Origin of the sequence: Streptomyces sp. NPDC001714 (assembly GCF_042892755.1) — a bacterium.
Lineage (GTDB): Bacteria > Actinomycetota > Actinomycetes > Streptomycetales > Streptomycetaceae > Streptomyces.
This window is the reverse complement of sequence record NZ_JBIAUL010000003.1, coordinates 425,344-437,134: the sequence shown is the minus strand read 5'-3', so window position 1 is coordinate 437,134 and position 11,791 is coordinate 425,344. Positions and strand designations below refer to the sequence as shown.

The window sequence follows — 11,791 nt, the reverse complement described above, 5'->3', positions numbered from 1 at the left end:
CAGGCGGAACCGGCGCACAGGGCTGTCCGGCCGGTCCGCCCGGGGAGAATCGCGGTCAGTAACCGGCGATGGGCCGGCGGTGGCAGATGTTCCTGACCCGCTCCTGCACCCCTGCCTGCACCGCGGGGTCGAGCGCGTACGTCGTGTTGGACGTGTTCTGGGTGGCGGTCAGCACCTCGATGACGAGGTCCGCGACCTCCGCGACATCACCGACGTCGAAACTGCGGGCCGCCATGCTGTTGCTGCCGAAACGCACACCCGACGTCACCCGGGCGGAGTGGCGGTCGCCGACGATCCGGTTCTTGTTGACGAGAATGCCGCACTGCTCGAGCGCCTTTTCGGCGTTCACACCGGTGACGTCGAACGACGTCAGGACGTCGGCCACGACGATGTGGTTGTCGGTGCCGCCCGAGATGACCCGCACGTCGCGGCCCATCAGCCGCTCGGCGAGCGTGGCGGCCAGCGTGCGCACCCGGTCGATCGTGGCGGCGAAGGCGGGCGTGGTCGCCGCCCCCAGGGCGTAGGCCTTGGCGGCGATGCTGTTGACCACCGGAGCGCCCTGGATCAGCGGGAACAGCCCGCTCTGCAGCGTCTGCTGGAGCGTACGGCCGCTCGGCAGCACGGTGTCGGCCGAGTCGCCGAGCAGGATCAGACCGCCGCGCGGACCGTAGAGCTGCTTGTGCGTGCAGGTGGTCACCACGTGGGCGTGCGCCAGCGGCGACGGGTGCAGGCCGGCCACCACCAGACCCGCGATGTGGGTGATGTCGGCCAGCAGGTACGCGCCCACCTCGTCGGCGATGGCACGGAACGCGGCCCAGTCGAGGGTGCGCGGGTAGGCGGTGGTGCCCGCGATGATCAGGCGCGGCCGGTGCCGCAGGGCCTGGGCCCGGACCTCCGCGTAGTCGATCAGTCCGTCGGGCCCGAGGCCGTAGCTGTGCGCCTCGAAGATCCGGCCCGAGATGTTGACCGAGGCGCCGTGGCTGAGGTGGCCGCCGGCGTCCAGGTCGAGGCCCAGGATCGGGTCGCCGGGCTTGAGCAGGGAGTTCATCACCACCTGGTTGGCGGTGCTGGCCGAGTGCGGCTGCACGTTGGCGTAGCGGGCGCCGAAGGCCTGCTTGGCACGCTCGACCGCGAGTTCCTCGACCTTGTCGACGTTCACGCATCCGGCGTGGAACCTGCGGCCCGGGTACCCCTCGGCCGTGACGTTGGCGAAGAAGCTCCCCTCGGCGAGCAGCGCCGCGGGGGTCACCGGGCTGCACGAGGCGACCAGGGCGAGGGTCTCGCGCTGCCGGTGCAACTCGTTGTCCAGCAGGCCGTACAGAGCCGGGTCCTCGAGCTCCATGGTGTGCAGAGCGTTCTCGTAGAAGGACGACAGCGGAGCGGTCGAAGCGGTCGGAGCGGTGAGTGTGGGCAGACCGACGGCGTGAGCCATGGAGTCGAATCCAAACTGTGAGTGCGGCGGACGGCAGGGGAGGGGGGAATCAGAAGTTCGGCGTCGAGAGCATCGCCGCGACCTTGCGGTCCGGGTCTTCGAAGCCACGCCGGCCGTGCATCACACGCTTGTTGTCGATCATGACGATGTCGCCGGACTGCCACGGGATGTCGACCCGCACCTCCTCGGTGGCGTCGAGCGCGTCCCAGCGGCAGTGCTGCGGGATGGACGAACCGTCCTCGAAGGACACGAGCGCGCCCGAGCCCAGGTAGCTGTTGCACAGCGTGGGGGCGTCGACGTAGCGGGCCTGCGGGACCGCGGAGACGGTCCACTTCCAGTTGAGGTTGCCGGCCTCGTCGAAGTCGTACTCGAAGTCGTCGAACGTGGCGAACAGGGCCTCGAGTTCGGCGCGGTCCGCGGTGCCGAACACACGCTCCTGGTGCTCGGGGGCGGTCGGGAACGGAAGCCGCCAGGTCAGCCGGAGCCGGTCGAACAGCTCGCGGGTCTCCTTCGCGAGCCGCTTGTACGCCTCGACGCCGTCGTAGACCGTCGTCTCACCGCCCTCGTCGGCCGGCCGCACGCAGTAGAACCACTGGATGTCCGGGTGTAGCGGGCAGTAGCTCATCTCGGAGTGGGCCGGGATGGGGTTCCGGTGCGCGTCCACCAGCAGCACCGCACCGTCGTCGGAAATCGTCTCGCGGTTGGGGTTCTGGTGGAAGAAAAGCTTCGAGGAAAACCTCTGCACGAGTGCCCGGAAATCATCGGCGGTGGCGCCGAAACCGCGGAACATCAGCGTGCCGTGCTGCTTGAAAAGGTCCGCTACCTCGGCGTGCGGAAGTTCCGCGAGCGGGAGATCCGCGTTCTCGATCACCAGCCCGTGATGATCGGAGAGAGGAGAGGTTTTGAAGGGGGTCGTCCCCATGGGAATTCCTCCGTGATTAGAGGCACTGACTTTCGATCACGACCGTGACATTAGAGGGGCGCCCAACTGGCGGGCAATATCCGGATGCTGGACTGATCCGGTCAATGCCGGGGGCGTGCAATTCCGTCCAATGACGGTTTTCCGCGCTGTCCCCTGAACAGGTGTCACGGCTTTCGGGGGCGTGTGTTCGCACCCTCCCGCGGTGACCATGGGAGGCCGACCGGTACCTGTGGTACCGCCCGTTCCCGGCAGTGGAAGGAAACGCGGTGAAGGATGACCTCGGGCTCGATGCCGTACGCGGCCGGCTCGCCGGAATCTGGTGCGAGGCGCTCGCCGTCGACCACGTCGAGGACGGCACGGACTTCTTCGCCGTCGGCGGACGCTCCATGCGCGCGGTCCAGCTGTGCGCGCAGGCCACCGAGGCCTTCGGGGTCGAGGTGAGAAGCACCGACCTGGCGGTCGACGCCTCGTTCGGCTCCATGCTGGAGCGCATCACCGGGGCGCTGTCGTCCGCCACGGGGAGGGCCCGTGCTGCTTGACGCGCCCCCGGCGGTCCCGCTGCTCGGCCCGGCCGACTGCCACATCTGGTGGGCCGATCCGACGACGGTCACCGACGCCTGTCTCGCCCTGCTCGACGGGGCCGAGCAGGAACGGATCCCGCAGCTGCGCAAGGAGGAGGACCGGCGGCGGTTCATCGCCGGCCGGGCCCTGCTGCGCACCACCGCCGGCGGCTATCTCGGCGTTCCTCCACGGCGGCTGGCGGTGGTCGCCCGCTGCCCGGACTGCTCCAGGAACCACGGGAAACCCGAACTGCCCGGCACCGGGCTCCAGGTGTCGGTGTCGCACTCGGGCGACCGGGTCGCGGTCGCCGTCACCCGGGCGGGCCCGGTGGGCATCGACGTGGAGGAGATCGGCGCCTCGGTCGCACCCGCCGACCTGCTTCCCCACGTCCTCGGGCCGGCCGAGCCGCGCACCCCCGCGCACGCCACCGGGAGCGGCTTCCACCGGATGTGGACCCGGAAGGAGGCCGTGCTCAAGGCGACGGGCCAGGGGCTGCGCGTGCCGTTGACCGAGATCGGGGTCTCGGCCCCGGAGGACGAACCACGGGTGCTGTTCCTCGGCGGACCCGCCGCCAGGCCCGCCGAGGACTTCCTGCTGGCCGACCTGGAGGCCGGGGCGGGCCGCGCGGCCGCCGTCGCGGTGATCGGTGGCGGACCGCTCGCCTTCACCGCCTACTCCAGGAACCACCCCTCGGCGGCCGGCTTCGGTTCGGGGCCGCCGCGGAGCGCGAGGACCGGGCGCTGAGCGGCCTCATGTCCGTCCACACCTGCTCGACGCGGTCCAGGCACGGCTCGCGGTCGCCCCGGAACCCGGCCGGCCGCCGGCCGGCCGGCACCTCGCGGTCGGCCGGCCAGAGCGAGTACTGCAGTTTGTCGTTGCGGACCACGAGATGGATGCCGGTGCCTTCGGGCCTCACGTCTCCACCTGCTGTCGTTGTCGGTGTCCGGGGTGCGGGGACTGGGCGCGTGGCGCGCCGAGGGCCGCACGGACCAGTTGCGCCTTGTTGCTCGCGCCGAGCTTGGAGCGGATGCGCTTCACGTACGTGTCGACCGTGTGCTGGCTGATGCCGATCCGCCGGGCCGCCTGGTGGTGCGTGCAGCCCTCCACGAGATGCCCCAGCACCTCCCGCTCCCGCGGGGAGAGCGTGGCGACCCCCTGCCGGACGGCGGCCTCCGGGCCGCCCGCGGCCGCCCCCGGACCGGCCACCCGCCGGATGGCGTCCACCAGCAGCAGCGGCGCGTCCTCGATCGGATGAGTCTCACCGAGCCGGTCCGGCGCCACGCCACGCCCCGGACCGGCGCCGTCGCCGGTCAGCACGACCGTCCGGGCGGCCGGCAGCCCGGCCGTCCCACGCGGAGGCGCGGGCAGCTCGTCGAGCAGATCGAGTTCCAGTACGAGACAGTCGACCGAGTCGGCCGCCACCGCGAAAGGCGTGCTCGTCGCGAACACGACCTGGATGTCCGCCTCCGCGTCCAGCAGATAACGGATGCCCAAAAGGGCGAGCTGATTCCGGAGGAAAATGCCGGCACGCACCATGTCGACTCCCCGTCTGCGCCATTCCCGTCCACTTCTGCCTTACGACGGCCAATCTCCATGATCGGCGTGCGTATCGGAAGAGGAATTCGCTGGCCCGTTGGGGCCCTGGACGCAACGGGACATCGGCCGCACGCGGCTCACCGCCGCGGAGGCCCGGTCAATGGTCGTCCGACAGCCAGCCGTTCTGCACCGCCCGCACGCCCGCCTCGAACCGGCTGCGCGCCCCGAGCCGGGTCATCAGCTCGGACGCCAGCCGCCGCGCGGTACGCGGCGACACACCGAGCCGCTTGGCGATCGTCTCGTCCGTGTGCCCCTCGGCCAGCAGGATCACCACCATCGACTGCTGGTCGGTCAGGCCCTGGTCGTCGGCCCTGCTCTCCTCGTTCAGCGGGCGGGCGCTGTGCCAGACGCTGTCGAACAGCGCGCACAGCGCGGTCAGCGTCCCGTGGCCGGTCAGCACCACCGCGCCCTCGGCGCTGTTGTCGCTGTTCACGGGGATGACGGCGGTGGTGCGGTCCACGACGATCATCCGGGTCGGCAGCGTCGGCACGGTGCGCACCTGGCCGCCGAGCCGGGACAGCCAGCTCACGTACTCGAGCGTGTGCACGCTGTTGCGGGCACTGTTGAGATAGACCGTCCGCATCCGGACACCGCGGTCCAGCAGATCCAGGTTGAGCGGTTTCGCGGCCTCGATGTGCTCCGGCCGCTGGGGACCGTCCGGGGCGAAGGTCATGACCTCCTCCCGGGTCTCCCGCGTGAGCGCGGCGAGCCGGTCACGGATCTGGTCGATCCCGTTCAGCAGTTCGCTGTTGGGATGGGGATCGGCAGGCCGCATCGCCGCGTAGTCGGCGATCAGCCGGGTGGCGGCCTCCCGGGACTCCTCGAGGCGCTGGTGATGCGCGGCGAGCTCGGCCTGCTGACGTGCCATCAGCAGTTCGAGGCCGACCTCGGGCGAGACCGGCCACAGCTCGCCCTCCCGGTCGTAGGAGGGTCTCAGCAGCGCCAGCTCGCTCAGGGTGTCCAGTCCTTGGCGGACCTGCTCGGGGGTTATTTTCAGCCGCTCGGCGAGTTCTGCCACACCGTCTCGCGGCTGTGCCAGCAGAGCTCGGTAGACGGCCTCGGCTATGGAATCAAGGCCAAGTGACTTCAGCACGGCGCATCTCCCCCCACAGATACTCGCTGCAAAGACGCTACACCATCACCCCTCACCCGCGATTTATGTAGAGGAAGTGCGTGGACTGTACCGGCCATTGCCGGAATAGGCCTGCTCACTCCCTTCCTCCCCCGTTCGCCCTTTTGGGAAAGTCGGACGCGTGTATCTCGTCCACACCGAACTCCTCCACAGAACGGCGGACTCGTGTTTCCCCCAGGACCTCGCGGACCTCCTTCGATCCCTGACCCACCCCGGTGACGGCGTGGAGCACGTGGTCATCCATCCCCACCCGGGACACGGGATGACGGTGGGCGTCTATGTGCTGGCCGACCGCCTCCAGGACGCGGAGGAGACGGCAGCGAGACTGTGCCGACGCGCGGTTGCCGAGAACGGGCCGCTGCGAGGATGGCTGGTCGGACGCTCCGAGGCGCCCCTGCTGGCCCCTTTCGGCCTCGACGGCCTCATGGACTGAGCCCGGCGGCGCGACCCGCTGGCCGGTTCGGTCCAGGGCCCGTTCCGTCCACCTGATCTCTCTTCCGACGGTCTTCCCGCCTGACGATGCTTTGTGTCGCAGAGGAAATAACTGACCCGCTCTGGAAGGGATTCCTACGTTGCTTCGCATTCGTCCCGCCCGCTGGGCTGTGGTTCTCCTGACGGCCTTCGCTTTCCTGATCCCGGCGTTCGACGGGTCCGGCAACACTTCGGAGTCCGCGGTCGTCGCCGACGCCTCGCCGGGCGACATGATCTGGGGCTGACATCCGCCTCGACGCCATGCGTCGACCGTCGGCGCGGGATGTGGGTGTCTCGGCGGCGGTGCTTTGCCCAGGAGCAGGCCGACGGCCTGGCGGCCCCGCCCAAGGCCCTCCGCCAGGGTGGTTCCAAAAGTCTTGTCGATCAAGAATCCGTGCTGGTCACGGCAGCACGACGACGGGTGGCGAGCCGCCACCGGTCCACCGAAGCTCCGGTTGATGCCGGTGACCAACCAGGTCGCCCGTGTCGCCCGGAGCTTCGATACGTCGCCGGACCGCCACCGCGTGTCCGGCCGCATCACCCTCGCGTCAGCACCGCGTGATCGGCGCCCTGACGTCCAGGCCGGCGGTCTTGTCGATCGTGGGTTCCCGGTGTTCGGCGCTCTCCGGACACGTTCCTGCCGATCGACGCTGGGCCAGTCGTCATCCTCGGCCCGGGATTCCCTGGAGCGGAGAGCCGCGCCCGGGTTCCCGGCAGTGGAGAGCCGCGCCCGGGAATCCCGGCGGTGGAGAGCCGCCGACTCAGCCGGCACCGGGCCCGTGATCCACCGGCCCATTCCCGAGTCGGACGTCGCGGCCGAGCAGAAGTCTTCGAGCGGACCGCCATGGAGACCCTGGCCCGACTCGGCCGAGGCGCGGTCGGGGACGCCGCGGAGTCGTCTGTGTCTCATCTGTGCGCCCGACCGCACGGCCGTGCGGGCATATGCGCGAGAATGGCCCGGTGACCTCAGCGACCCGACAGCCCGAGACCCCTGCCTTCGCGACCCCGCCCCGGCTGATCGCCACCGATCTCGACGGCACCCTGCTGCGCGACGACAAGTCGGTCTCCCCGAGGACGGTCGCCGCGCTGGCCGCCGCCGAGGAGGCGGGTATCGAGGTCTTCTTCGTCACCGGCCGCCCGGCCCGCTGGATGGACGTGGTCGGCGACCACGTCCACGGCCACGGCCTGGCGATCTGCGGCAACGGCGCGGCCGTGGTCGACCTGCACGGCGGCCCCGGCGCCCACCGCTTCGTGAAGGTGCGCGACCTGGCCCGGGAGAACGCGCTGGACGCCGTACGACTGCTGCGCGAGGCCGCGCCCGGCACCGTGTACGCGATCGAGCAGACGTACGGCTTCCACCAGGAGCCCGCCTATCCCAAGCTGCACCTGGAGATACCGGACCACCTGCTGCCCGCCGAGGCGATCCTCGCGGCCGACGGTCCGAGCGCCGGCGAGCCCGTGCTCAAGATCCTCGCGTACCACCCCGACCTCGACCCCGACGCCTTCCTCACCCTCGCCCGCCTCGCCGTCGGCGACCGCGCCACCGTCACCCGGTCCAGCCCCAGCGCCCTGCTGGAGATCAGCGGCCCGGGCGTCTCCAAGGCCAGCACGCTCGCCCTCGAGTGCGCCGAGCGCGGCATCTCGCACGAGGAGGTCGTCGCCTTCGGGGACATGCCCAACGACGTCGAGATGCTGACCTGGGCCGGCCAGTCGTACGCCATGGGCAACGCCCACCCCGCCGCCGTCGCTGCCGCCTCCGGCCGGACGGTCGCCAACAACGAGGACGGGGTCGCCGTCGTGATCGAGAAGCTGCTGGCCGCGCGCGCCTGAGACCGCCCGCGGCGCCGGGCTACCGCACTCCCACCAGCGAATCGGCCGCCGCCTCCCGCTCGGCCATGCCGCGCAACGGTCCGGCCACGGCGGCCAGCTCCGCGTAGCTCCCGCGCTGAACCACCCGGCCCTCGTCGAGGACGATCACCTCGTCCACGGCCTCCAGGCCCGCGAGCCGGTGGGTGATGAGCAGCGTCGTACGGCCCTCGGTGGCCGCCAGCAGATCCGCGGTGAGCGCGTCCGCCGTCGGCAGGTCGAGATGCTCGGCCGGCTCGTCCAGCACGAGCACCGGGAAGTCCGCGAGCAGCGCCCGGGCGAGCGCCAGCCGCTGCCGTTGCCCGCCGGACAGCCGGGCCCCGTGCTCGCCGACCAGGGTGTCGAGCCCGTCGGGCAGCGCGTCCACCCAGTCGAGCAGCCGCGCCCGCCCCAGCGCGTCCCGCAGGTCCTCCTCGCCGGCGTCCTTCCGGGCGAGCAGCAGGTTCTCGCGTACGGAGCTGTCGAAGAGGTGCGCGTCCTGGGCGCACAGCCCGACGAGCCGCCGCACGTCGTCGCCGTCCAGGCCGTACGCGTCCACGCCGGCGAGCGTGTAGGAGCCCGCGTCCGGGTCGAGGAACCGCAGCAGGACCTGGGCGAGGGTCGACTTGCCGGCGCCGGAGGCACCGACCACGGCGATCCTGCGCCCCTCGTGCAGGGTGAGGTCGAGCCCGCCGAGCGCCTCCCGCACCTGCCCCGGGTACCGAGCCGTCAGGCCCTTCAGGACGACAGGGAAGGGCGCGGCGGGCGCCTGACGCGGCCGCTCCGGCTCACGTACGGGCTCGGGCGCGTCCAGCACCTCGTAGATGCGCTCGGCGCTCCTGCGCACCCGCTGCCGGTGCCGCACGGCCAGCGGCAGACCGAGTACGGCCTCGAAGGCGGCCAGCGGGGTGAGCACGAGGACCGCCATCGCCACGCCGCTCAGCCGACCGTCGGCGACACCCTGGGCACCCAGCAGCGCGGCCGCCGCGACGGTCAGGCCGGTCAGCAGTGCGGTCAGCCCGTCACCGAGTGCGGTGGCCGTGGCCCCCCGCGAGGCGATCCGGGTGAGCGTGCCGTCGGCCCGCCGGGCCTCGTCGGTGCGGGCCGGCAGCGCGCCGGCGACGGCCAGTTCGGCGGTGCCGGTGAGCAGGTCGGTGACCCGGGTGGCGAGCAGGCCGCGGGCCGGTGCCAGCCGGTGCTCGGCGCGCCGGGCCACGGCGGAGGTCACCAGCGGAACACCGACACCGGCCGCCAGCAGCCCCACCGCGAGCGCGGCCCCGGCCTCGGGCAGGAGCCAGGCCGTGAAGCCCACGGCCCCGGCGGACACCGCCACCGCGACCCCGGCGGGCAGCAGCCACCGCAGCCAGTAGTCCTGGAGGGTGTCCACATCGGCGACCAGCCGGCTGAGCAGATCGCCCCGCCTGGTCGTCCGCAGCCCGGCGGGTGCGAGCCGCTCCAGCCGCCGGTACACGGCGACCCGCGTATCGGCCAGCATCCGCAGCACGGCGTCGTGCGACACCAGCCGTTCGCCGTACCGGAACACGGCCCGCCCGATCCCGAAGGCCCGCGTGGCCGTCACGGCGACCATCAGATACAGCACCGGCGGCTGCTGCGACGCCCGCGAGATCAACCACCCGGAAGTCGCCATCAGCCCGACAGCACTGCCGAGCGCAAGGGCCCCAAGCAACAACGCAAGCAACAACCGCCCTCGCCGGGCTCCAGAAGCAGCGCGAACCCGGCCGAGAACACCCTGCCGACGCACAGTCACCGACTCCACAGCACGCCCTGCAGCCTGCCCGAGCACTTCCCCCCGAGCACCGTCCACCTCCCCAATCCGCTCCCCGCCCCCACTCCCCAACCCACCGAGCGGCCCCACACCCTCCCCTTCCGGCCGCCCGAGCCGACCCCCGACCTCCCCTTCCAGCCGCCCGAGCCGCCCCGCAACCTCCCCTTCCGGCCGCCCGAGCCGACCCCCGACCTCCCCTTCCAGCCGCCCGAGCCGCCCCGCAACCTCCCCTTCAAACTGACCGAACCGCCCCCCGACCTCCCCTTCAAACTGACCGAACCGCCCCGCAACCTCCCCTTCAAACTGACCGAACCGCCCCCCGACCTCCCCTTCAAACTGACCGAGTCGGGTGGTGGGTGGGCGAAGGGGCTGGGGGTCCAGGGGGCGGAGCCCCCTGGGGGCCTCGCCGCCGGAGACCCGCACCACCCGGTCCGCCGCCGACAGCAACGCCGGCCGATGCACCACCAGCAACACGGTCCGCCCCTCGGAGAGCCGCCGTACCGCCGCCACGACCTCCCCCTCGGTCCCCCCGTCCAGCGCAGCCGTCGGCTCATCCAGCAACAGCACAGGCCGGTCGGCCAGAAACGCCCGCGCCAACGCCAGCCGCTGCCGCTGCCCCGCGGAAAGACCGGCCCCGTCCTCCCCGAGAACCGTCTCCGCCCCCTCCGGCAGCGCATCCACGAACTCCAGCGCCCCGGCATCCCGCAACGCCCCCCGGACGGCGTCGTCGTCCGCGTCGGGACGCGCGAGCCGTACGTTCTCGGCGATCGTCCCGGCGTACAGATGCGGCCGCTGCGGCACCCACGCGATCCGCGACCGCCACTCCGCCAGGTCGACCTCGGCGAGATCGGCGCCCCCGATCCGCACCCGCCCCCGCGTCGGCCGCACGAACCCCAGCAGCACGTTCAGCAGCGTCGACTTGCCCACCCCGCTCGGGCCCACCAGCGCGACGGTCTCCCCGGGTTCGACCGTGAACGACACATCGGTCACCGCGTCCGCCGAGCGCCCCGGGTAGCGGACCGTCACCCCCTCGAAGGCCAGGGCAGCGCCGGAAGGCACCGCACCGGCCCCGGACACCGGCACCGGCGTCTCCAGCACCGCGAAGATCTCCTCCGCCGCCGCCAGCCCCTCCGCCGCCGCATGGAACTGCGCTCCCACCTGTCGCAACGGCAGATACGCCTCGGGCGCCAGCACCAGGACGACCAGCCCGATGTACAGGTCCATGTCGCCGTGGACGAGCCGCATGCCGATGGTCACGGCGACCAGCGCCACCGACAGCGTGGCGAGCAGCTCCAGCGCGAACGAGGAGAGGAAGGCGATCCGCAGCGTGCGCATCGTCGCCTGCCGGTACTCGCCGGTGATCCGGCGGATGGACTCGGCCTGCGCCTTGGCCCGGCCGAACACCTTCAGCGTGGGCAGCCCGGCGACCACGTCCAGGAAATGACCGGAGAGCCGGGACAGCAGCCGCCACTGACGCTCCGTCCGGGACTGGGTGGCCCAGCCGATCAGGACCATGAAGAGCGGGATCAGCGGCAAAGTCCCGACGATGATCGCTGCGGACACCCAGTCCTCGGTGACGATCCGCGCCAGCACCGCGACCGGCACGACCACCGCCAGCCCCAACTGCGGCAGGTAGCGGGAGAAGTAGTCGTCGAGGGCGTCGACACCGCGGGTGGCGAGGGTGACCAGTGAACCGGTCCGCTGGTCACTCAACCAGCCGGGGCCGAGCGCCACCGCCCGGTCGAGAAGCCGGCCGCGCAGCTCGGACTTGACCGCTGCGCTCGCCCGGTGCGCGGCCAGCTCGGTGAGCCAGGAAACCAGCGCTCGACCGACCGCCACGGCCACCAACAGCAGCAGGGGGGTGCGGAGTTCGGAGACGGAGTGACCGTGCTGGAAGGCGCCGACCACCACTTCGGCGATGAGCATGGCCTGGGCGACGACCAGCCCGGCACCGACGGCACCGAGGCCGACGACGGCCACCAGGAAGACGCGGGTGGCACCGGCGTAACGCAGCAGACGGGGATCGATTGGTTTCACGTGAAACAT

The 11,791-nt window shown here is 71.7% G+C and carries 11 protein-coding genes; 5 read left to right on the top strand and 6 right to left on the bottom strand.

Annotation, left to right across the window (positions count from 1 at the left end):
• Positions 1-55: 55 nt before the first annotated feature.
• On the bottom strand, positions 56-1,432 hold the full coding sequence (gene glyA / locus ACFY0P_RS10735) for a serine hydroxymethyltransferase (protein WP_388909624.1): 1,377 nt from the start codon (positions 1,430-1,432) through the stop codon (positions 56-58).
• Positions 1,433-1,481: 49 nt separating this feature from the next.
• Positions 1,482-2,354, bottom strand: a complete 873-nt coding sequence (locus ACFY0P_RS10730) for a TauD/TfdA family dioxygenase (RefSeq protein ID WP_388909621.1) — start codon at positions 2,352-2,354, stop codon at positions 1,482-1,484.
• Between the two features lie 266 nt (positions 2,355-2,620).
• Here ACFY0P_RS10730 and ACFY0P_RS10725 point away from each other — a divergent pair, with 266 nt between their 5' ends.
• On the top strand, positions 2,621-2,893 hold the full coding sequence (locus ACFY0P_RS10725) for a phosphopantetheine-binding protein (RefSeq protein WP_388909618.1): 273 nt from the start codon (positions 2,621-2,623) through the stop codon (positions 2,891-2,893).
• Complete coding sequence (locus tag ACFY0P_RS10720) at positions 2,883-3,659, top strand: 4'-phosphopantetheinyl transferase family protein (protein WP_388909615.1); 777 nt, start codon at positions 2,883-2,885, stop codon at positions 3,657-3,659. The genes ACFY0P_RS10725 and ACFY0P_RS10720 overlap by 11 nt, the downstream gene beginning before the upstream one ends.
• Here ACFY0P_RS10720 and ACFY0P_RS10715 read toward each other — a convergent pair.
• The 3 genes from ACFY0P_RS10715 to ACFY0P_RS10705 form a co-directional block, all read right to left on the bottom strand.
• Entirely contained in the window at positions 3,580-3,831 is a 252-nt protein-coding gene (locus ACFY0P_RS10715) for an MbtH family protein (protein WP_388909612.1), read from the bottom strand. The two genes, ACFY0P_RS10720 and ACFY0P_RS10715, sit on opposite strands and share 80 nt — an antisense overlap.
• Positions 3,828-4,451 carry a response regulator transcription factor gene (locus ACFY0P_RS10710; protein ID WP_388909609.1) on the bottom strand — a complete coding sequence of 208 codons (624 nt, stop codon included), beginning with the start codon at positions 4,449-4,451 and terminating at the stop codon, positions 3,828-3,830. Before ACFY0P_RS10710 ends, ACFY0P_RS10715 begins: the two co-directional genes overlap by 4 nt.
• 157 nt (positions 4,452-4,608) lie before the next feature.
• A complete protein-coding gene (locus tag ACFY0P_RS10705; RefSeq protein WP_388909606.1) occupies positions 4,609-5,604 on the bottom strand; it encodes a helix-turn-helix domain-containing protein in 996 nt (331 codons plus the stop codon).
• A gap of 160 nt (positions 5,605-5,764) precedes the next feature.
• Here ACFY0P_RS10705 and ACFY0P_RS10700 point away from each other — a divergent pair, with 160 nt between their 5' ends.
• The 3 genes from ACFY0P_RS10700 (at position 5,765) to ACFY0P_RS10690 (ending at position 7,944) form a co-directional block, all read left to right on the top strand.
• Complete coding sequence (locus ACFY0P_RS10700; RefSeq protein ID WP_388909603.1) at positions 5,765-6,076, top strand: hypothetical protein; 312 nt, start codon at positions 5,765-5,767, stop codon at positions 6,074-6,076.
• A 139-nt stretch (positions 6,077-6,215) separates the two neighbouring features.
• Positions 6,216-6,359, top strand: a complete 144-nt coding sequence (locus ACFY0P_RS10695; RefSeq protein WP_388909600.1) for a hypothetical protein — start codon at positions 6,216-6,218, stop codon at positions 6,357-6,359.
• Positions 6,360-7,056: 697 nt separating this feature from the next.
• Positions 7,057-7,944, top strand: coding sequence for an HAD hydrolase family protein (locus ACFY0P_RS10690; RefSeq protein WP_388909597.1), 888 nt, complete (start codon positions 7,057-7,059; stop codon positions 7,942-7,944).
• A gap of 19 nt (positions 7,945-7,963) precedes the next feature.
• On the opposite strand, the gene cydD is transcribed toward ACFY0P_RS10690, so the two are convergent.
• Positions 7,964-11,782: a thiol reductant ABC exporter subunit CydD gene (cydD, locus tag ACFY0P_RS10685; protein WP_388909588.1), complete on the bottom strand. Its 3,819-nt coding sequence runs from the start codon at positions 11,780-11,782 to the stop codon at positions 7,964-7,966.
• Between the last annotated feature and the right edge of the window lie 9 nt (positions 11,783-11,791).